Origin of the sequence: [Acidovorax] ebreus TPSY (assembly GCF_000022305.1) — a bacterium.
GTDB classification, from domain to species: Bacteria; Pseudomonadota; Gammaproteobacteria; order Burkholderiales; family Burkholderiaceae_C; genus Diaphorobacter; species Diaphorobacter nitroreducens.
This window is the reverse complement of sequence record NC_011992.1, coordinates 1820405-1839709: the sequence shown is the minus strand read 5'-3', so window position 1 is coordinate 1839709 and position 19305 is coordinate 1820405. Positions and strand designations below refer to the sequence as shown.

Genomic DNA, 19305 nt, shown 5'->3' with positions numbered 1-19305 from the left:
CCATGTTCCATACCAGGTTCTCCAGGAGACTTTTCCCCATGCTTCGTCGACATATCCTTTCTCTTGCCACCCTCGCCTGTGCCTTGGGCGCTATGCCCGCCCATGCCCAGACCAGTGCACCCGCTGCCGGCACCTATCCCGCCAAGCCCATCCGTTTGATCGTGCCCTTCCCGCCCGGCGGCGGCACCGACATCCTGGCCCGCCTGGTCGCCGCCAAGCTGACGGAAGCCAACAAATGGACCGTGGTGGCCGACAACAAGCCGGGGGCTGGCGGCACCATCGGTATTACCGAGGCGGTGAAGGCCGCTCCCACAGGCTATGACATCGTCATGGGCCAAAAGGACAATCTGGTCATCGGCCCCTGGCTGTACAAGAACCTGCCGTGGGACCCCACCAAGGACCTGACGGCCGTGGCCCACGTGGCGTACACGCCCGTGGTCATCGCCACGAGTGTCAACTCCAAGTACAAATCTTTGGCCGATGTGGTGGCGGCCGCCAAGGCCGCGCCGGGCACCGTCACTTATGGCTCGCCCGGCAACGGCACCTCCATTCACCTGGCGGGCGACCTGTTCGAGAAAGCTGCCGGCATCAAGCTGAGCCACGTGCCCTACAAAGGCTCCAACCCGGCGCTCATGGATGCGTTGGCGGGCAATGTGGAACTGCTGGTTTCGTCGCTGCCCTCGGCCATGGGTCAGATCAAGGCGGGCAAGCTGCGTCCGTTGGCGGTCACCTCGGCCAAGCGCAGTTCGTCGCTGCCCGACGTGCCCACGGTGGCCGAGTCCGGCTTCAAGGGCTTTGACGTGAGCACCTGGTACGGCGTGCTGGCGCCGGCAGGCACGCCGCCAGCCGTGGTGAACACGCTCAACGCGGAAGTCAACAAACTGCTCGCCACCGCGGACATGAAGGCCGCCATCCAAGCGCAAGGCGCAGAGCCACAGGCCATGTCGCCGGAACAGTTCTCGACCCTGCTCAAAAACGAATACGTACAGTGGAAGGGTATCGTGGAAGCCTCGGGTGCACGGATTGAGTGACCCGTGCTCGCAGCGCCCCGTTCCGTGATCGGGGCGCGAAAAGAAAACGGCTCGCGTTGCGAGCCGTTTTCATGTGTGGCGATGTCCGCCCGGTCAATCCCGCACGACCAGTACCGGCACGTGGGCCACGCCCAGCACGCGCTGTGTGACGCTGCCCAATACCAATTTTTCCAGCCCGCGGCGACCGTGCGATCCCATCACGATGAGGTCCGCGCCCGTGCTCTCGACGGCGCGCTGGATGCCGTCGTGGATCGCATGCCCCTCGCCTACCATGGTGTTGACGCTGGCGACCCCTGCCTGGGTGACAGCGGCCTTGGCGGCGTCCAGGGCCGTGTTCGCCTCGGCCGTCGCGGCACTGAGGTATTGCGCCTGGCCGTAGGCGAAATCGGCGCCCACCCCCGTGAAGGGATAAGGGTCGATCACGTACAGCGCCGTCACGGCGCTGCCGAAGGTCTTGGCCAGCGCTGCCGCCTTGGCCACGGCCTTCATGGACGTCTCCGAGCCATCGACGGGAATCAGAATGTGCTTGAACATGGAACCTCCTTTTGGTTAGGGTGGCAGGCCTGGAAGGCCCGCAACAACAACGAGTGTGATGCGTACGCGGCCTCCAAGGCTTGATTCGCATCAATTATTGGGACGCATCCCCTTGAAAGCCACCGCCCCGGCAGGTAACCACCAGGGTATCGCGCCAGCCGCCATCTTCGGTGGGCTGGATGGGTGTGGTTTCATGGATCATGCGCGCATCGTCCAGCAGCATGACGGACCAGGGCTCGCTCAAGGTAAACCGCTGTCCATTCGGGCCCGTGGCTTCAAAGATGCGGGTCTCTCCGCCCTTGATGCCCTGGCGGCTTACCAGGAACACCGCCACCAGGTCCACGCCGTCGCGGTGCGCGCCTTCGGGTGTCGGACGGCCGATGCCGCCCTCGGTGTCAATGCGGAACTGATGTGCTTCGATGTAGCAGGGTTGAGACGGTTGCCCGCACATCGCTTGCGAGAGGCCAGCAGCCGCCTGCATGAGTTGCCGCCACACCGGTCGAGCCACCGTTTCGTCACACATGGGCGCAAACCAGCGCTGCAGTCCTCCGTGCAGCGCGTTGTACTCCACCGGCTGCCAGTGCGCGCGGTGCGGTGCTTGGTTCACGGCGGGGCCCTCGACAATGAAGCAGGAGTGGCGCCGCCTGCGGTACCGGCCTCCGTCCTTGAGGTAGTCATCCGGGGGCAGATCCGACCAGTCGGCCGCCAGGGCCTGCAAATCGTTCAAGGCACATCCCACCCATGTCGCTGTGTCCCGGGGTTGCAGCACCGCATAACCCCGGTCACGCAACTGCGCGACGACCTGTGAGGGCGGTGTATAGGGAGGGGAGAACGTCACATGTGCCATAGGCACACAAGCTTAAGGCAACACCGCCGAGCACACGCAGTGTTGGCGCGAAAACTTCGGGTGGGAAATGCCTCCCTTGAAAAGCCTGGACCCTCATCGTGCTGCGGCCATCAGATGCCAGGCTTTAGGCCTGACTCAGCGATCACCGCGCCCGTGGCCTCGGCCGTTGCCGTTGCCTTTTCCATTCCCACGGCCGCGATGGTCATCGTCCCGGTCGCGGCCGTTCCAGTGGCCGCGGCCATCGTCAAACGAACGGCCATCGAACCGGTCGTGGTCATCGCGAAATTTGCCGGGCCGGCGCGGGGGCTCCTTCACGAAATACACAGGTTGACCACAAGCAGAGTAGCGCGCGCAGTGCTTGGACCAGTTCTTGGCATGGCCCGGGGGAACATACATATAGATGGGCGAACGGGGAACATACACCGCGGGAGGTGCGATCACCACCGGCTGCGGGTACAGCAGCGCAGGCGCGCTGTTGCCGATATCCACGCGGCCATAGACGCCGGGAGCGATCTGCCCGCCCACCGTGGCGTTGATGTAGGTCTGGGCTGCCACGCCCCCGGCGGAGGCTGCCACGGCCAAGGCCATAGCCAAACCGCGGGCCAGTTGGAGGGTTGAGGAGAGGGAGTGAGGCTCGCGGTTTTTCATGGTGATTGCTGATGCCGAAAACAAACTTGTGGAATGCACGGCCATTTGTAACTGCACAAATGGGAAAAAGGCGCAGATACTCTCTGAAAGATGTAAGCAATAGCGTATTCGCCACGGTAATGCGCCTGGTGCTTGTCGGTGGAACTACGCTGCACAGGTTTTCTTATCAGCGACAATGATCCATTGAGACCGGCAATGCGCTCCGTTGGACCATTGCAGAGAAACAAAGCTGCGCCACTGTGTGCGCAGTAAGTGGACAAGATGAACATCGTAATACTCGACGATTACCAGGACGCCGTGCGCAAGCTGCATTGCGCGGCACGGTTGGACCCCTACTCCGCAAAGGTCTACACGAACACCGTCAAGGGGTTGGGGCAGCTATCGGTGCGCTTGCGGGACGCAGATGTCATCGTGCTGATCCGCGACCGCACGCAGATCACGCGCCAACTGGTGGACAAGCTGCCGCGCCTGAAGCTGATTGCCCAGACCGGCCGCGTGGGCGCGCACATTGACCTTGCTGCCTGCACCGAGCGGGGAATCGCCGTCGCTGAAGGCGTGAGTTCCCCCGTTGCGCCAGCGGAACTCACATGGGCTCTCATCATGGCCGCCATGCGCCGCCTTCCCCAGTACATCGCCAATCTCAAGCATGGCGCATGGCAACAGTCGGGCCTGCGCGCCGCATCCATGCCGCCTAACTTCGGGGTGGGCAATGTCTTGCGTGGCAAGACGCTGGGCATCTGGGGCTACGGCAGGATCGGGCAGATCGTGGCAGGTTATGGACGCGCTTTTGGGATGAACGTGCGCGTGTGGGGGCGGGAAGCCTCACGGGTCCAGGCACTGAGCGACGGCCTGCAGGTAGCGGCCACACGGGCAGAGTTTTTCTCCCAATGCGATGTGGTTTCACTGCATGTGCGTTTGACCGAGGAAACGCAGGGCATGATCACACTAGAGGACCTGTCGTGCATGCGGCCGACGTCCCTTCTCGTCAATACGTCACGTGCCGAGCTCATCGAGCCTGACGCCCTGATCGCCGCATTGAACAGAGGCCGCCCGGGCATGGCTGCTGTGGATGTATTTGAAAGCGAGCCCATTTTGCAAGGCCACGCACTGTTGCGGCTTGAGAACTGTATTTGTACACCGCACATCGGCTACGTCGAACAAGACAGTTACGAGCTCTATTTCGGAGCCGCCTTTGACAATGTGGTGAACTACATCAAAGGCACGCCCTCGAATATCGTCAACCCCGGCGCGCTGCAGGTCCGACGCTGAACGGTTGCTGATATCAAGAGAAAGGGCTCCCCAAGGAGCCCTTTTTTACGAGATCCGCACTCAAGGCGAGGCGGAACAGGTCGATCAGTTCAACGGCGTCTTCTTGCCTTCCTTGTAGGTGTACAGCGTAATGGCCGGGTTCTTCATTTCGCCATTGGGTTCAAACGCAATGTTCGCGGTCACGCCCTTGTAGTTGGACTTGAGCAACTCGGGGATATACACCTTCGGGTCCCAGGAGCCGGCGCGCTTCATAGCGTCCACCAGCAGCATGGTCGCGTCATAGGTGTACGGGCTGTAGACCTGGAACTGGTTGGGGTACTTGGCGTCGTATTTGGCCTTCCAGGCCGTGCCGCCAGGCATCTTGGCCAGGGATGCGCCACCCTCTGCGCAAATCACGTTAGCCAGCGTCTTGGCGCCTGCCGCCAGCTTGGCAATTTCCGTGGTGCATACGCCATCCCCACCGAAATACTTCGTGTTGGCCAAACCCAGTTGCTCCATCTGGCGCAACATGGGACCCGCCTGAGGATCCATGCCGCCGAAGAAGATCGCATCGGGGTTCTTGGCCTTGATGGCCGTCAGAATGGCCATGAAGTCCGTCGCCTTGTCCGTGGTGAACTGTTCGTCCACAACCTTCATGCCTTTCTCGGCTGCCACTCGCTTGAACACGTTGGCAACGCCCTGGCCATAAGCGGTGCGGTCATCCACGATGGCCACAGTCTTCAGCTTCAGGGTTTCCGCCGCGTAAGCCGCCAGTCCAGCACCCAGAGCGTTGTCGTTCGCAATGATGCGGAAGGTGGTTTTGTAGCCGGGGCGCGTCAGGTTGGGGTTGGTTGCGGCGCCAGTGACGTGAGGGATCCCGCAGTCGTTGTAGACCTTGGAAGCAGGGATCGTGGTGCCCGAGTTCAGGTGCCCGACCACCCCCGCGACCTTGGCATCGCACAACTTCTGTGCGGCCGCCGTGCCTTGCTTGGGATCAGCGGCATCGTCCTCCGCCACCAATTCCAGCTTCACCTTCTTGCCACCGATCGTGACGCCCTGGGCGTTCAGCTCTTCAATGGCCATGCGAGCGCCGTTTTCGTTGTCCTTGCCGTAGTGCGCCTGGGCGCCGGAGACCGGTGCCACGTGACCAATCTTCACCACCTCTTGAGCAGCGGCCACACCGGCAACCGCTGCGATCGCAGCAGCCACGGTCATTTTCAACTTCAGTTGCATATGGATCTCCAATTAAGAAAAGCGCTGGAAATATTGTTGTGAACCAACGCGGAGAAACATATCGCAATTTATGTTCCACATCACTAGGGAACACAAGGAGGTTCTGCGAAACGACACAGGGAAATACCCTGACGCAGCATCAATGGCCGCTGCGCTCGCCCGCCAGTTCCTCGGCCACGGCTTCGTAGACGGCCTGCCGCACTACCGATTCCACCTCCTCTCGCAGGCGAGGCACCATGGACCGTGTCTGCTCCTGTACCACCACTGCGATCGCCTCGCGCAAACGTTGGTCGAGCACGACGTCCACGCGCTGCATCACGCGATGCACCACGTACTCCTCAAACCCGTAGGGCAGCCCTGCAGGCAGCGGCGCAACCGGCGCGGGAACTGCGAGGGGCGGTGGTGAATGCGGAGCCGCTGGCAAAGGCACAGAGAGCGACGCAGCGGTGGTCGCAGGCCGTGTCACCGGAGGCGGCGACGGACGCGCCGAGCTCCCTTCGGCTTCGGGCATCTGCACCACGTCGGTGAGCGTGGGCACGAATCTGGGAGGTTTTTTGGTGGGTGTTGTCATCCCGCGCTTTCCTTGAGTACCAGATCGTGGCGAACGATGTCATACCCCAGCGCGGCATAGCCGCGCCAGCGCTCCCGCGCGCGCTTCCGATCATCCTCATCCGCCTGGCTGACCACCTCCACGACCCGAGCGTACTGCGCAAATCCCTCGGGCAAGACATTTCCCAGGTTGACCAACACGTCCCGATTCGGACTGGTACGAGGGTCTTGCACCAACACGGTGGGAGAGGCACGCAGAATTTCCTCGTCGGCGTCTCCCAGGCAATGGCCGACGAAATCCGAAGGCGCCAACGCCCAGAGCTGGCGATCGAGCCGCAGCAAGGTGTCTGCATCACCCGTGACCGTCACCCGCGCCTCCTGCCGGGTGGCTTTTCGCACCAGGCGACAGACATACGCCAGTTTGTCGGGTGCATTGAAGTGGAATGCCACCTGTGTCATGCGCGCACCTCCAACGACATGGCCCTCAAGCCACCGACTTGCGGCTGCGCGTCTTTTGCTTGGGTTTCACGGTACTCACCGTCGCCCGCTCCAGCAGATAGTGCACCAGCAGTCCCACAGGCCGGCCGGTGGCGCCCTTGGCGGCGCCGCCCTTCCAAGCCGTCCCGGCAATGTCCAGGTGTGCCCACGGCGTGTCCCCGACGAAGCGCTGCAGGAACTTCGCGGCGGTGATCGAACCACCGGCCCGGCCTGCGACATTGGCCATGTCGGCAAAATTGCTCTTGAGCCCTTCTGCGTACTCGTCATCCAAGGGCATACGCCAACAGGGGTCAAGCGCGGCATCGCCTGCCGATAGGAGCTGTTCCGCCAATAGGTCATCGGAGGCAAACAGTCCGCTGCGCAGGCCACCAAGCGCCACCACACAAGCGCCTGTCAATGTGGCAATGTCCACCACGGCGGCTGGCTTGAAGCGTGCCGCGTAGGTCAGCGCGTCGCACAGGACCAGACGCCCTTCTGCGTCTGTGTTGAGGATTTCGATAGTCTGGCCGCTCATGCTCGTCACGACATCGCCCGGCTTGACCGCTTTACCATCGGGCATGTTTTCGCACGCAGGAATGAGGCCCACCACGTTGATCGCCGGCCGGAGTTCCGCCAGCGCCCGGAACACGCCCAGGACGCTCGCCGCCCCGCCCATGTCGAACTTCATCTCGTCCATCTCCGCCGCGGGTTTCAGCGAGATCCCCCCAGTGTCGAACGTGATGCCCTTGCCCACCAGCACCACGGGAGCCTGCGTGCGGGCCGCGCCGTTGTAGCGCAATTCCACCAGGCGAAGCGGCTGATCGGATCCTTGAGCCACCGCCAGAAACGCCCCCATGCCCAGCTTGGCCACCTCAGTAGGGCCCAGCACCTGGCACTGGACGCCGGGGTATTTCGCAAGCGTCTTGGCGGCATTGGCCACCAGCGTGGGGGTCGCATGGTTGGCAGGGCGATTGGCCCACTCGCGCGCAAACTCTACACCGGCCGCCACGGCCGTGGCCGTGGCGAACTCCGGCTGCGCTGCACCCGCATCGGGCACGCCCAGGGTGACACGCAGCAGGGCACGCGGCTCAGCCTTGGTCTTGGTGGCCGTATAGACATAGCTCCCATCGGACACCGCACGCACCGCAGCGCCGATGGCGCCCCGCTGGGCCGAGGTTCCAAACACCAGCGCCACGCGCTTGACCGACGGCAACTTGAACGAGGGGGCCAAGGCTTGCATGGCCTGGCGCACCGCATGTGCATCGGCCGCACCGCACCCCAGCAGCACAACCCGACGCGCCGCAACACCGGCGGGGGCATAGCACTGCAGGAGCTTGCCCGGTTTAACCTCCAGATCGCCTTGCTTGAGCGCATGCGCCGTCAGGGTAGACAACACGTCGCTGCCCGGCAGGAAGCCTTCAGGCACCAACACCACCAGCAGGTCGCATTTGTACGCAGCAGCGGCAGCCAGCGAAAGCGTCTTCAGTTCGAAGTTCATAATCAGCGTTTTCCTTCGAGCCAATGTTATTCGATTCATCCATTCGCAAGGAGCTGGCCCGCACCTTCGGCGCGACCCTGGTGGTTCTGGTCACCGTCGTGATGACCATGATGCTGATCCGTACGCTGGGCCAGGCATCCCGGGGCAGCGTGAACCCTTCCGACGTGATGCTGGTCATGGGTTTCACGGTGCTGGGACAGCTGCCCACCATCCTCAGCCTGAGCCTGTTCGTCACGGTGGTGGGGGCGCTGTCGCGCATGTACCGCGACAGCGAGATGGTCATCTGGTTTTCGGCAGGGCGCGGACTGATGAGCCTGCTGGCACCGCTGTTCCGGTTTTCTTGGCCCGTCATGCTGACCATCGCCGCGCTGTCGCTCGTGGTCTGGCCCTGGGCCAACCGGCAGATCCAGGAGCTCAAGACGCAATACGAGCAGCGCAGCGACGTGGACCGTATCGCGCCCGGGGAATTCCAGGAATCCTCCAATGGCTCACGCGTGTTCTTCATTGACAAGGACGCACCGGATGCCAACTCGGCCAGCAACGTTTTCATTGCCACCAACGAACCCAACCGCGAAACCGTCACCTCCGCGCAAAGCGCTCGCCTGGAGATCCGCAACGGCGAACGCATGGCGCTGTTGAGCAACGGGCAGCGGCTGGAGACGCTGCGGGACAAGCCGGGCCTGCGCGTCAGTGAATTTGCCGAGTACGGCACGCTTGTGGGTGGCGGATCGCAGAACGACCCCGAGGCGGCCTCCATCAAGACCCGCGACACCTGGGAGCTGGTCAGCGACCCGCAGCCGCGCCACCAGGCGGAACTGGGCTGGCGCATCGGCATGGCGCTGGCCGCGTTGAACTTCGTCGTCCTGGGCCTGGCGGTGGCCGTCGTCAACCCGCGGGCGGGGCGCAGCACCAGCCTGGTGTTCGCACTGTTCGCCTTTGTCGTGTACTACAACCTCATGACCGTTGGACAGACATGGATCGGCGTGGGCCGGCTGGGCTTGCTACCGTTCATGCTGATGCTGCACGGCGGTACCCTGGCCCTGGGCCTACTGCTGCTGGCCGCGCGCCACAACCACTGGTCGCTGCGAAGCCTGCTGGGCAGGAGGACGGCATGAAAACCATCCGCCGCTTCATCTACCGCGAAGTCGTCGTGGGCGTGGCCTTCGTCACCCTCGCCTTCCTCGCGCTGTTCTTCTTCTTCGACATGGTGGACGAGCTACGCTGGGTGGGCCGTGCGGGCGCCAATGGCTACCAGCTCTCGCACGCGCTGCTGTTCGTGGCGCTGAGCCTGCCGCAGCACCTCTACGAACTACTGCCCATCACCGTGCTGATCGGCACCATCTTCGTGATGGCACGGCTGGCGCAGAGTTCGGAGTTCACCATCATGCGCACCAGTGGGCTGGGTCCCTGGCGGGCGCTGAGCACGCTGCTGATGCTCGGCTGCGCGTTCGTCATGGTCACAGTCATTGTCGGGGACTACATTGCCCCGGCGAGCGAAAAAGCGGCCTCCCTCGTGAAAGCCCGCCGGCTGGGCCAGATCAGCACTGGCGCCACGGGCGCATGGCTGAAGGAGCGCCAGGGCGACCATTCGATCGCTGTGAATGTGCGCGCCGTGGACCCCAATGGCGCCATGCGCGGCGTGCGGGTGTTCGAGTTCGATGCGCGCGGACGCGTCGCCGCCACCATCCAGGCGGAACAGGCCACCTTCGACGACGCCCGCGATGCGTGGAATCTGCAGCAGGTCGAGCGCACCCTTTTCGAGGCCGAGGCCGATGGCGGCATGCGCGTGTCGCGCCTGCAAGAGCCCACATTGCGTTGGCCCACGCGCATCAGCCCCGACATGGTGGCCGCGTCGCTGCTCAAGCCGGACAAGATGGCGACGATCGAACTGTTCCGCTTCGTACGCCACCTGGAGGCCAACGGCCAGTCGGCACAGCGCTACGAGATCGAGTTCTGGCGCAAGGTCTTCTACCCCTTGAGCTGCCTGGTGATGGTGGTGCTCTCCCTGCCCTTCGCCTACCTGCATTTCCGCTCGGGGGGCATTGCGGGCTATGTGTTCGGCGGGGTGATGGCGGGCATCAGCTTCTTCCTGCTGAACAATGTGTTCGGCTTCGCGGGCAATCTGCAGAACTGGTCGCCCTGGCTGACCGCGGCCGCGCCGGGCCTGATCTATTCCGTGCTTTCGCTGGCAGCGTTTGGATGGCTGGTATTGAGGCGCTAGACCCACCGCAGTAGACACATGACGAACCCTAGTACCAACGGCATCGTGCTGTTCGCGCACGGCTCCCGCGACCCCCTGTGGCGCCTGCCCATGGAGGCGGTGCTCGCGCGCATGCGCGCCGAGCAGCCCGCGCTGGATGTGCGCTGCGCCTACCTGGAGCTGTGCACGCCCGACCTGCCTTCAACGATTGCCGCGATGGCGGCGCAGGGCATCACCCAGGTGGGCATCGTGCCCATGTTTCTCGGCACCGGGCGGCATGCGCGCGAAGATCTCCCCCGCATGGTCGAGGAGTTGTCCCAGGCGTTTCCACAGATGCGCCTGCACCTCAGCCCTCCCATCGGCGAGGACGAACGCATGACGGCCCTGATGGCGCGCATTGCCGCCGAAGCATTGGTGCCTTAACGATATCTGCACCTTTCGCGCCCGCCGTTAGATTGATGCAGCATAATGATGCGACTTCTTAGCCGCATTTCAATATGAATCTGCACCAGTTTCGCTTCGTTCAAGAGGCGGCGCGCCGCAACCTCAACCTCACCGAAGCCGCCAAGGCACTGCACACCTCGCAGCCGGGGGTATCCAAGGCGATCATCGAGCTGGAGGACGAGTTGGGCGTGGACATCTTCGCGCGCCACGGCAAGCGGCTCAAGCGCGTGACCGAGCCCGGTCAGCACGTGCTCAAGAGCATCGAACTCATCATGCGCGAGGTGGGCAACCTCAAACGCATCGGCGAGCAGTACAGCGCCCAGGACAGCGGCACCCTCGCCATTGCCACCACCCACACCCAGGCGCGTTATGTGCTGCCCGTACCGGTGGTCAAGCTGCGCGAGGCGTATCCCAAGGTCAACATCAGCCTGCACCAGGCCACGCCGCACGAGGTGGCGCGCATGGTGATCGACGAAGTGGCCGAGATCGGCATGGCCACGGAGTCGCTGGCGGAGTATCCCGACCTCGTCACCCTGCCCTGCTACGAGTGGCAGCACGTCCTGGTGCTGCCACCCAGCCATCCGCTGGCGCAAAAGGAGCGCGTGGGGCTGGAGGACATCGCGCACGAGTCGCTCATCACCTACCACCCCTCATTCACCGGGCGCGGCAAGATCGACCAGGCCTTCGCCACCCGCAAGCTGCAGCCGCGCATCGTGCTGGAGGCCATCGACTCCGACGTGATCAAGACCTACGTGCGCCTGGGGCTGGGCATCGGCATCGTGGCGGAGATGGCGATGCGCGACGACCCGCTGGGCGACCTCGTCGTGCGCCCCGTCGGCCATCTGTTCGGTCAGAGCGTGGCGCGCGTGGCTTTCAAGCGCGGCGCCTACCTGCGCAACTTCGTCTACAAGTTCGCCGAGCTGCTGAGCGACCGCCTGAGCCGCGACCTGATCGCCCGCGCCATGACCGGGCACGTCAACGACTATGAGTTGTGATGCGCCCTGAGCCGCTTTAAGGCTTCCCGCATGGGGACGACGCGAGCGGCCTGGGCAAGCCCGCCCCAAGACCCGTGTTCGCAAGGCATGCGGCCGTCGGAACGCCACGCGTTGCGCCAGTTTTGAATGAGTGACACCCAATGACCACGCCCCACTTTCCCAGCCGCCTGCCCAACGTGGGCACCACTATCTTCACCGTGATGTCCGCGCTGGCGGCCGAACACCAGGCCGTGAACCTCGGCCAGGGCTTTCCTGACTTCCACTGCGACCCGCAACTGATCGACGCCGTCACGCGCGCCATGCAGGCCGGCCATAACCAGTACCCGCCCATGGCCGGCGTGCCCGCGCTGCGGCAGGCCGTTGCTTCAAAAATTGAAGCACTTCACGCTCGCCAGTATTGCCCCAACGCCGAAATCACCATCACGGCCGGGGCGACCCAAGCCATTCTCACCGCCATCCTCGCCTGCGTGCAGCCGGGCGACGAGGTGATCGTGCTGGAGCCCTGCTACGACAGTTACGTGCCCAACATCGCGCTGGCCGGCGGCGTCGTGGTCCGGGTGCCGCTCACGCCGGGCAGCTTCCGCCCTGACTTTGCCAAGATCGCGGCGGCCATCACGCCGCGCACGCGTCTGTTGATCATCAACACGCCGCACAACCCCAGCGCCACCGTGTGGACGGCCGACGACATGCGCACGCTGGAGGAACTGCTGGCCCCCACGGACGTGCTCCTGATCAGCGACGAGGTGTACGAGCACATGGTCTTCGACGGCGCCGAGCACCAGAGCGCCGCGCGCTTCGCGGGCCTCGCGGAACGCGCCTTCATCGTCTCCAGCTTCGGCAAAACCTTCCACGTCACGGGTTGGAAGGTGGGCACGGTGGCCGCCCCGGCCGCCATGACGGCGGAGTTCCGCAAGGTGCACCAGTTCAATGTGTTCACCGTGAACACACCCATGCAGTACGGCCTCGCGGACTATCTGCAGAACCCCGCGCCTTACCTACAGCTGCCGGCCTTCTACCAGGCCAAGCGCGACCTGTTCCGCCAGGGGCTGGAGGGCTCGCGACTCAAGCTGCTGCCCAGCACCGGCAGCTACTTCCAGTGCGTGGACATCTCGGCCGTGAGCGACCTGAACGAAGCGGACTTCTGCCAGTGGCTCACGCGCGAGATCGGCGTGGCCGCCATTCCCCTGTCGGCCTTCTATGGCGACGGCTTCGACCAGCGCGTCGTGCGTTTTTGCTTCGCCAAGAAGGACGAAACGCTGCGTGCGGCCATCGAACGCCTGCGCACGCTTTAAGCCCAAACAGGCCCCCGCGCTTATCCAGCAAGCGCTAGCAGCTCATCATTCAATAGCACCCAGGAGCGTTGCCTCCTGGCGCACGCAATCGACGGCGAGCGACGTAGCGCATGGCGCGGGCCAGCACCTGTGACACCCCGTGTGGCACACAGGTGCCGCGGAAAGTCGCGCCACTGCGCCGCGCAGCCCCGAGCAAGCCGTGGAGCAGTACGGCGGATACCACCATTGGCCGCTCGCCAACGCCGGAAGACCACGGGAGCACGAGAGGGGCCCGCATTCATCTCGACCTTTCCGCCGTCGACCGGCACGGGCGATAGACGCGGCGCACCCAGGCTCGCGACGTTGGTATGTTTTTGATAGCTGCTAGCGCCCGTCCCACAAGCGCCAGAGGCCAATTTGATCTCAACTCACAACAGCACGATGTCGTACTGCGCCTGGCCCATGGCGCTTTCGGCCTGCAGGGAGATCGGCTTGCCAATGAAGTCCGACAGGCCCGCCAGGTGCTGGCTCTCCTCGTCCAGGAACAGCTCCACCACGCGCGGGGACGCCACCACGCGGAACTCGCGTGGATTGAACTGGCGTGCCTCGCGCAGCACCTCGCGCAGGATGTCGTAACACACACTGCGCGCGGTCTTCACCTGACCCGCGCCCTGGCACGTGGGGCACGGCTCGCACAGCATGTGCGCCAGCGATTCGCGCGTGCGCTTGCGCGTCATCTCCACCAGGCCCAGCTGTGAAAAACCGCCCACCATGGTCTTGACCCGGTCGCGCGCGAGCTGCTTGCGGAACTCCGCCAACACCGCGGCCTGGTGGTCCTCGCGCAGCATGTCGATGAAGTCGGCAATGACGATGCCGCCCAGGTTGCGCAGGCGCAACTGCCGCGCGATGGCGCCCGCCGCCTCCAGGTTGGTCTTGAAGATGGTGTCGTCGAAGTTGCGCGCGCCCACGTAGCCGCCGGTGTTCACGTCGATGGTGGTCAGCGCCTCGGTCTGGTCCACGATGAGGTAGCCGCCCGACTTGAGCTGCACGCGCCGGCCCAGCGCCAGGGCGATCTCCTCGTCGATGGAATACAGATCGAATATGGGGCGCTCGCCCTTGTACAGCTGCAGCTTGGCGGCGGCCGCAGGCATGAATTCATTGCCGAACGCCTTCAGCGCCACGAACTGCTCGCGCGAATCGATGCGGATGCTCTGCGTTTGCTCGCCCGCCAGGTCGCGCAGCACACGCTGCAGCAGGCTCAGGTCCTGGTACAGCAGCGAGGTGGGCGGATGCGTCAGCGCTGCCTGCCGGATGCCTGCCCAGGTCTTGCGCAGGTAGGCGATGTCTTCGGCCAGCTCTTCGTCGCTGGCGTCCTCACCATTGGTGCGCAAAATGAAGCCGCCGCTGCTGCCCGATGCCTGGTCATCCACCAGCTTCTGCAACCGCGTGCGCAAGGCGTCGCGCTCGGCCTGGGGAATCTTCTGCGACACGCCCACGTGGTCGTCCTGCGGCAGGAAGACCAGCAACCGCCCGGCGATGCTGATCTGCGTGGACAGGCGTGCGCCCTTGCTGCCGATGGGGTCCTTGATGACCTGCACCATGAGCGCCTGGCCCTCGAAGATCTGCTTCTCGATGGGCACGGGCGGTTCGTTCTTGCGCGCGAACATCGGCGCCTCGCCGCCTTCCTGGCGGTGCCACACGTCCGCCACGTGCAGAAAGGCCGCACGCTCCAGCCCGATGTCGATGAAGGCCGATTGCATGCCCGGCAGCACGCGCGAGACCTTGCCCAGGTACACGTTGCCGACCAGGCCCCGCTCCAGCGTGCGCTCCACGTGCAGTTCCTGCACGGCGCCGTTTTCGACCACGGCCACGCGCGTTTCCTGCGGCGACCAGTTGATGAGGATGTCTTGTTGCATGGGCTTTTGCCAGATGAGGCGCCCATGATGCCTCAGAACCAGCGCTGCCCGCCGCCCTACCGGCGGCCGGCGCCCGTCACACCATCGTCGCCAGCATGCCCTGCATGAGTTGCGGCTGCAGCGCCACCACGTCGCCCACGATGATGAGCGCAGGGGGACGCACGCGGTGCTGCTGCGCCAGCGCGGGCAGGTCCTGCAGCGTGCCGGTGATGCAGCGCTGCCCGGGCAGCGAGGCTTGCTCCACCAGCGCTGCGGGCGTGCTGTCCGGCAGGCCGTGGCGCACCAGTTCGCGGCAGATGATCGGCAGCGTGCCCATCCCCATGTAAATCACCACGGTCTGGCGCGGGCGCGCCAGCGCCTCCCAGTCCAGCGCCACTTCGTTGTCGCCGCGCAGGTGGCCGGTGGCAAACACCAGGGTCGCGGAGTGGTCGCGGTGCGTGAGCGGGATGCCGGCGCAGGCGCCCGCACCCTGCGCGGCCGTGATGCCCGGCACCACGTCGAACGCGATACCGGCCTCGGCCAGCGCCTGCACCTCTTCGCCGCCACGGCCGAAGATGAAGCCATCGCCGCCCTTCAGGCGCACCAGGCTGCGCCCGCTGCGCGCCAGGCGCACCATGAGGTCAATGATCGATTCCTGCGGCAGCGTATGGTGCGAAGACTGCTTGCCCACGTAGATCAGGTCGGCATCCTCGGCCACGTAGCGCAGCACCTCCTTGCCGACCAGGTGATCGTAGAGCACCAGGCGCGCGCCGCGCAGGGCCTTGACGGCGCGCAGCGTGAGCAACTCAGGGTCGCCCGGGCCTGCGCCCACCAGCGTCACGTGTCCAGGCTTCGGGGGCTGTCCGGACTCTCCTGCTGCGGGTGCCACGGTGAACCAGCGCGCATCTTCAATGAAGCTCATATGGGCCTCTCCTTTGCGGATCATGGGGTGGCTCCATTGTTCAAAGGCTGCACCGTTTGCGTCCTTGAACCAGTTCAAGGACAGCGGCAACACCCGCTGCGACGATGCTCCCACTCGCATGAAGAGGGGATGGACAGCGACCTCGCGAGAGTGGCCGTGGCAGCCGCCAGGGCCCACCCAAGCGCTGATCCGTGACGCAGAGGACCCACAATGACAGCAAAGAGGATCGCCAGGCTGGTCGCATTAGCGGCCGCCACCCTGGTGTCTGCCACCGCTATGGCGCAGGACGCCAAGCCAGTCTCGGAGGCCGAGAAAAACTACCAGGCAGGCGGATCGCCGCTGGCGGAAGTGCCCATGTACCAGAGCACGAACCCCAAGGCACCCAAGATGACGCAGGCCGAGTTCGACCGCGCACGCCAGATTTACTTCGAGCGTTGCGCGGGCTGCCACGGCGTGCTGCGCAAGGGCGCCACGGGCAAGCCGCTCACACCGGACGTGACCCTGCCCAAGGGCACGGACTACCTCAAGGTCTTCATCGCCTACGGCTCGCCTGCCGGCATGCCCAACTGGCAGACGTCCGGCGAATTCGACGAGGCGACCGTGGACCTGATGGCCCGCTACATTCAGCAGGACCCTCCCACACCGCCCGAGTGGAGTCTGGCCGACGCCAAGAACACCTGGAAGGTCATCGTGCCGCCAGACCAGCGTCCCAAGAAGAAGATGAACAAGTACAACTTGGACAACATCTTCTCCACCACGCTGCGCGACACGGGCGAAGTGGCGCTGATCGACGGCGACACCAAGCAGATCATCAACATCGTCAAGACCGGCTACGCGGTGCACATCTCGCGCATGTCGGCTTCGGGGCGTTATCTGTTCGTGATCGGCCGCGACGCCAAGATCAACATGATCGACCTGTGGATGGAAAAGCCCGACAACGTGGCTGAAATCCGCGTGGGCCTGGAAGCACGCTCGGTGGACACCTCCAAGTTCAAGGGCTATGAGGACAAGCTGGCGATCGCCGGTGCATACTGGCCTCCCCAGTACACCATCATGGACGGCAACACCCTGGAGCCCCTGAAGATCGTGTCTACCCGCGGCATGGTCGTCGGCACGCAGGAATACCACCCCGAACCGCGCGTGGCTTCCATCGTGGCATCGCACTACAAGCCCGAGTTCCTGGTGAACGTGAAGGAAACCGGCAAGACGATGATGGTGGACTACTCCAACCTGAATGCGCTGAAGACCACCGAGATCGGCTCGGCCCCCTTCCTGCATGACGGTGGCTGGGATGCATCCAAGCGCTACTTCATGGTGGCTGCCAACAACAGCAACAAGATTGCTGCGATCGACGCCAAGGACGGCAAGCTGGCCGGTCTGACCGAAGTGGGCAAGATCCCCCACCCCGGCCGCGGCGCCAACTTCACGCACCCCAAGTACGGTCCGGTGTGGGCCACGGGTCACCTGGGCGACGAGACCATCTCGCTGATCGGCACCGACCCGCAGAAGAACAAGCAATACGCCTTCAAGGAAGTGGCCAAGCTCAAGGGCCCGGGCGGCGGAGCGCTGTTCATCAAGACCCATCCCAAGTCCAAGCACCTGTGGTCCGACGCACCGCTGAATCCTGATCCCAAGGTCTCGCAAGCCGTGGTGGTGTTCGACATCAACAACCTGGACAAGGGCTACGTCACGCTGCCGATCGCCGAATGGGCAGGCTTGCCCGATGACGGTGGCGCCAAGCGCGTGACCCAGCCTGAGTACAACAAGGCAGGTGACGAAGTGTGGTTCGCCGTGTGGTCGGCCAAGGACAAGCAAAGTGCGCTGGTCGTCGTGGACGACAAGACGCTCAAGCTGAAGTCCGTGATCAAGGACCCGCGCCTGATCACGCCGACCGGCCACTTCAACGTGTACAACACCCAGCACGACGTCTATTGACGCACTTCGAAGGCCAACCATGTCACGCACCGCGTTCCTGTCCCTGGCCCTGGCATTGGCCGCTTCGGCGGCCGGCGCACAGGGCACGCCCGACCCTGACCGAGCCGCCCAGCTCGTGCGCATGGTGCGGCAGGACTGCGGTTCGTGCCATGGCATGCGCCTGACGGGCGGCCTGGGTCCCGCGCTCACCCGCGAGGCCCTGGCCGGCAAGCCGCCCGAGTATTTGGCTGCCGTCATCACCCACGGCATCCCCGGAACACCCATGCCGCCCTGGAGCGCCATGCTGCAGGGAAGCGAGGCCCTGTGGATCGCCGAACAGCTGGCCAATGGGTTCCCCGAAGAAAACAGGAGGTCCGCCCCATGAAACGGCGTGCCCTGCTCTCCCTTACCGCCAGTGCACCCCTGATTGCCACGGGCTGTGCAGCTCCCTCTTCCACCACCTCCACATCCGCCGCTCCTGCAGCCACGCTGCAGGGCACGGGCGATCTGGGCGTGGTCATTGAGCGCGCCAAGGGCGCACTCACCCTGATCAACACCAGCCGGCGCGAAGCCGTGGGCCGCGTTACCGGCCTGGGCGACCTGTCACACGCCTCGGTGGTGTTCTCGCGTGACGAGCGCTTTGCCTACGTCTTCGGCCGCGACGGCGGCCTGACTCAGGTAGACCTGCTCACCCAGCACATCACGGGCCGCGTGATGCAGGCCGGCAACTCCATCGGTGGCGCCATCAGCGCCGACGGCAGCCTGGTCGTGGCGCAGAACTACACGCCCGGCGGCGTCAAGGTCTTCGACGCCGCCACCCTGGAGTTGCTGGCCGACCTTCCCGCCCACACGGCCAGTGGCGAACGCTCGCGCGTCGTCGGCCTGGCCGACCTGCCGCAGCGCCGGTTCATCTACAGCCTGTTCGACGCGAACGCCATCTGCATCGCCGACTGCTCCAACCCCCGAAAGCCGCAGGTCACCACCATCCCCAACATCGGCCGCCAGCCCTACGACGCGCTGGTCTCGCCCAACGGACGCCACTACATCGCCGGCCTGTTCGGTGAAGACGGCCTGGCCATGGTGGACCTCTGGGACAACCCGCCGCGCGTGCGCCGCATCCTCGCAGGCTACGGCCGCGGCCAGCAACCGCTGCCGGTGTACAAAATGCCCCATCTGCGCGGCTGGGCCATCGCGGGAGGCCATGCTTATCTGCCGGCCATTGGCCGCCATGAGGTGCTGGTGGTCGACACCGCCACCTGGGCCGAGGTCGGCCGCATTCCGGTCGCGGGCCAGCCGGTGTTCGTGATGGCGCGGCCCGACGGACGTCAGGTGTGGGTCAACTTCTCTGTGCCAGACTACAACCGCGTGCAGGTCATCGACACTCCGAGCCAGCGCGTGGTGCAGACGCTGGAGCCCGGCAAGGCCGTGCTGCACATGGAATTCACGCCGCGCGGCGAATCGGTCTGGATCAGCTGCCGTGACGACAACCGCGTTCAGGTTTACGACACGCACACCTTACAGTCCCAAGCCAGGCTGGACGTGGACGCCCCCAGCGGCATCTTCTTCACTGCCCGCGCACAGCGCATGGGGTTCTAAGCC

General features: G+C 64.6%; 19 protein-coding genes. 10 read left to right on the top strand and 9 right to left on the bottom strand.

Annotated elements, in window-relative coordinates; translation table 11 throughout:
• Positions 1-38: 38 nt before the first annotated feature.
• Complete coding sequence (locus DTPSY_RS08705; protein ID WP_015913274.1) at positions 39-1031, top strand: Bug family tripartite tricarboxylate transporter substrate binding protein; 993 nt, start codon at positions 39-41, stop codon at positions 1029-1031.
• Between the two features lie 93 nt (positions 1032-1124).
• On the opposite strand, the gene DTPSY_RS08700 is transcribed toward DTPSY_RS08705, so the two are convergent.
• From DTPSY_RS08700 to DTPSY_RS08690, 3 genes are all read right to left on the bottom strand, one after another.
• Entirely contained in the window at positions 1125-1565 is a 441-nt protein-coding gene (locus DTPSY_RS08700; protein WP_015913273.1) for a universal stress protein, read from the bottom strand.
• A 94-nt stretch (positions 1566-1659) separates the two neighbouring features.
• On the bottom strand, positions 1660-2412 hold the full coding sequence (locus DTPSY_RS08695; protein WP_015913272.1) for a 2OG-Fe dioxygenase family protein: 753 nt from the start codon (positions 2410-2412) through the stop codon (positions 1660-1662).
• 135 nt (positions 2413-2547) lie between these two features.
• Complete coding sequence (locus DTPSY_RS08690; protein ID WP_015913271.1) at positions 2548-3060, bottom strand: hypothetical protein; 513 nt, start codon at positions 3058-3060, stop codon at positions 2548-2550.
• Positions 3061-3321: 261 nt separating this feature from the next.
• Here DTPSY_RS08690 and DTPSY_RS08685 point away from each other — a divergent pair, with 261 nt between their 5' ends.
• Positions 3322-4329 (top strand): D-2-hydroxyacid dehydrogenase family protein, encoded by a 1008-nt coding sequence (locus tag DTPSY_RS08685; RefSeq protein WP_015913270.1) that lies wholly within the window; start codon positions 3322-3324, stop codon positions 4327-4329.
• Positions 4330-4413: 84 nt separating this feature from the next.
• Here DTPSY_RS08685 and DTPSY_RS08680 read toward each other — a convergent pair whose 3' ends face one another.
• The 4 genes from DTPSY_RS08680 to DTPSY_RS08665 form a co-directional block, all read right to left on the bottom strand.
• Positions 4414-5541, bottom strand: a complete 1128-nt coding sequence (locus tag DTPSY_RS08680; RefSeq protein ID WP_015913269.1) for a branched-chain amino acid ABC transporter substrate-binding protein — start codon at positions 5539-5541, stop codon at positions 4414-4416.
• A 139-nt stretch (positions 5542-5680) separates the two neighbouring features.
• The gene (locus DTPSY_RS08675) at positions 5681-6112 is read right to left on the bottom strand and encodes a hypothetical protein (RefSeq protein WP_011805173.1); all 432 of its coding nucleotides are present in this window, start codon (positions 6110-6112) and stop codon (positions 5681-5683) included.
• Positions 6109-6549, bottom strand: a complete 441-nt coding sequence (locus DTPSY_RS08670) for a DNA polymerase III subunit chi (RefSeq protein WP_015913268.1) — start codon at positions 6547-6549, stop codon at positions 6109-6111. Before DTPSY_RS08670 ends, DTPSY_RS08675 begins: the two co-directional genes overlap by 4 nt.
• Before the next feature lie 25 nt (positions 6550-6574).
• The gene (locus DTPSY_RS08665; protein ID WP_015913267.1) at positions 6575-8065 is read right to left on the bottom strand and encodes a leucyl aminopeptidase; all 1491 of its coding nucleotides are present in this window, start codon (positions 8063-8065) and stop codon (positions 6575-6577) included.
• 23 nt (positions 8066-8088) lie between these two features.
• Between DTPSY_RS08665 and lptF the strand changes: the two genes are divergently transcribed.
• From lptF to DTPSY_RS08640, 5 genes are all read left to right on the top strand, one after another.
• Positions 8089-9180 (top strand): LPS export ABC transporter permease LptF, encoded by a 1092-nt coding sequence (lptF, locus tag DTPSY_RS08660; protein WP_015913266.1) that lies wholly within the window; start codon positions 8089-8091, stop codon positions 9178-9180.
• On the top strand, positions 9177-10286 hold the full coding sequence (gene lptG / locus DTPSY_RS08655) for an LPS export ABC transporter permease LptG (protein WP_015913265.1): 1110 nt from the start codon (positions 9177-9179) through the stop codon (positions 10284-10286). The genes lptF and lptG overlap by 4 nt, the downstream gene beginning before the upstream one ends.
• An 18-nt stretch (positions 10287-10304) precedes the next feature.
• Positions 10305-10688 carry a sirohydrochlorin chelatase gene (locus DTPSY_RS08650; RefSeq protein WP_015913264.1) on the top strand — a complete coding sequence of 128 codons (384 nt, stop codon included), beginning with the start codon at positions 10305-10307 and terminating at the stop codon, positions 10686-10688.
• Positions 10689-10762: 74 nt separating this feature from the next.
• On the top strand, positions 10763-11704 hold the full coding sequence (locus DTPSY_RS08645; RefSeq protein ID WP_015913263.1) for a CysB family HTH-type transcriptional regulator: 942 nt from the start codon (positions 10763-10765) through the stop codon (positions 11702-11704).
• A gap of 140 nt (positions 11705-11844) precedes the next feature.
• The gene (locus DTPSY_RS08640; protein ID WP_015913262.1) at positions 11845-12996 is read left to right on the top strand and encodes a pyridoxal phosphate-dependent aminotransferase; all 1152 of its coding nucleotides are present in this window, start codon (positions 11845-11847) and stop codon (positions 12994-12996) included.
• A 407-nt stretch (positions 12997-13403) separates the two neighbouring features.
• On the opposite strand, the gene rng is transcribed toward DTPSY_RS08640, so the two are convergent.
• Both rng and cobA read right to left on the bottom strand, forming a co-directional pair.
• Positions 13404-14891 (bottom strand): ribonuclease G, encoded by a 1488-nt coding sequence (rng, locus tag DTPSY_RS08635; protein ID WP_015913261.1) that lies wholly within the window; start codon positions 14889-14891, stop codon positions 13404-13406.
• Positions 14892-14967: 76 nt separating this feature from the next.
• On the bottom strand, positions 14968-15792 hold the full coding sequence (gene cobA, locus DTPSY_RS08630; protein WP_041839006.1) for a uroporphyrinogen-III C-methyltransferase: 825 nt from the start codon (positions 15790-15792) through the stop codon (positions 14968-14970).
• Positions 15793-16002: 210 nt separating this feature from the next.
• Here cobA and DTPSY_RS08625 point away from each other — a divergent pair, with 210 nt between their 5' ends.
• The 3 genes from DTPSY_RS08625 to DTPSY_RS08615 are packed head-to-tail and all read left to right on the top strand — an operon-like array spanning position 16003 to position 19302.
• Positions 16003-17727, top strand: coding sequence for a nitrite reductase (locus tag DTPSY_RS08625; RefSeq protein WP_011805163.1), 1725 nt, complete (start codon positions 16003-16005; stop codon positions 17725-17727).
• A 19-nt stretch (positions 17728-17746) separates the two neighbouring features.
• Positions 17747-18091: a c-type cytochrome gene (locus tag DTPSY_RS08620; RefSeq protein WP_015913259.1), complete on the top strand. Its 345-nt coding sequence runs from the start codon at positions 17747-17749 to the stop codon at positions 18089-18091.
• Complete coding sequence (locus DTPSY_RS08615; RefSeq protein ID WP_015913258.1) at positions 18088-19302, top strand: cytochrome D1 domain-containing protein; 1215 nt, start codon at positions 18088-18090, stop codon at positions 19300-19302. Before DTPSY_RS08620 ends, DTPSY_RS08615 begins: the two co-directional genes overlap by 4 nt.
• The last annotated feature ends 3 nt before the right edge of the window (positions 19303-19305 follow it).

Excerpts from the sequence above, each read along its gene's own strand:
- rng (WP_015913261.1), bottom strand. The coding sequence starts at position 14,891 with ATGCAACAAGACATCCTCATCAACTGGTCGCCGCAGGAAACGCGCGTG.
- DTPSY_RS08705 (WP_015913274.1), top strand. The coding sequence starts at position 39 with ATGCTTCGTCGACATATCCTTTCTCTTGCCACCCTCGCCTGTGCCTTG.
- DTPSY_RS08685 (WP_015913270.1), top strand. The coding sequence starts at position 3,322 with ATGAACATCGTAATACTCGACGATTACCAGGACGCCGTGCGCAAGCTG.
- DTPSY_RS08650 (WP_015913264.1), top strand. The coding sequence starts at position 10,305 with ATGACGAACCCTAGTACCAACGGCATCGTGCTGTTCGCGCACGGCTCC.
- DTPSY_RS08665 (WP_015913267.1), bottom strand. The coding sequence starts at position 8,065 with ATGAACTTCGAACTGAAGACGCTTTCGCTGGCTGCCGCTGCTGCGTAC.
- lptG (WP_015913265.1), top strand. The coding sequence starts at position 9,177 with ATGAAAACCATCCGCCGCTTCATCTACCGCGAAGTCGTCGTGGGCGTG.
- DTPSY_RS08620 (WP_015913259.1), top strand. The coding sequence starts at position 17,747 with ATGTCACGCACCGCGTTCCTGTCCCTGGCCCTGGCATTGGCCGCTTCG.
- cobA (WP_041839006.1), bottom strand. The coding sequence starts at position 15,792 with ATGAGCTTCATTGAAGATGCGCGCTGGTTCACCGTGGCACCCGCAGCA.
- DTPSY_RS08690 (WP_015913271.1), bottom strand. The coding sequence starts at position 3,060 with ATGAAAAACCGCGAGCCTCACTCCCTCTCCTCAACCCTCCAACTGGCC.
- DTPSY_RS08675 (WP_011805173.1), bottom strand. The coding sequence starts at position 6,112 with ATGACAACACCCACCAAAAAACCTCCCAGATTCGTGCCCACGCTCACC.
- DTPSY_RS08695 (WP_015913272.1), bottom strand. The coding sequence starts at position 2,412 with ATGGCACATGTGACGTTCTCCCCTCCCTATACACCGCCCTCACAGGTC.
- DTPSY_RS08615 (WP_015913258.1), top strand. The coding sequence starts at position 18,088 with ATGAAACGGCGTGCCCTGCTCTCCCTTACCGCCAGTGCACCCCTGATT.
- DTPSY_RS08640 (WP_015913262.1), top strand. The coding sequence starts at position 11,845 with ATGACCACGCCCCACTTTCCCAGCCGCCTGCCCAACGTGGGCACCACT.
- DTPSY_RS08645 (WP_015913263.1), top strand. The coding sequence starts at position 10,763 with ATGAATCTGCACCAGTTTCGCTTCGTTCAAGAGGCGGCGCGCCGCAAC.
- DTPSY_RS08680 (WP_015913269.1), bottom strand. The coding sequence starts at position 5,541 with ATGCAACTGAAGTTGAAAATGACCGTGGCTGCTGCGATCGCAGCGGTT.
- DTPSY_RS08625 (WP_011805163.1), top strand. The coding sequence starts at position 16,003 with ATGACAGCAAAGAGGATCGCCAGGCTGGTCGCATTAGCGGCCGCCACC.
- DTPSY_RS08700 (WP_015913273.1), bottom strand. The coding sequence starts at position 1,565 with ATGTTCAAGCACATTCTGATTCCCGTCGATGGCTCGGAGACGTCCATG.
- lptF (WP_015913266.1), top strand. The coding sequence starts at position 8,089 with ATGTTATTCGATTCATCCATTCGCAAGGAGCTGGCCCGCACCTTCGGC.
- DTPSY_RS08670 (WP_015913268.1), bottom strand. The coding sequence starts at position 6,549 with ATGACACAGGTGGCATTCCACTTCAATGCACCCGACAAACTGGCGTAT.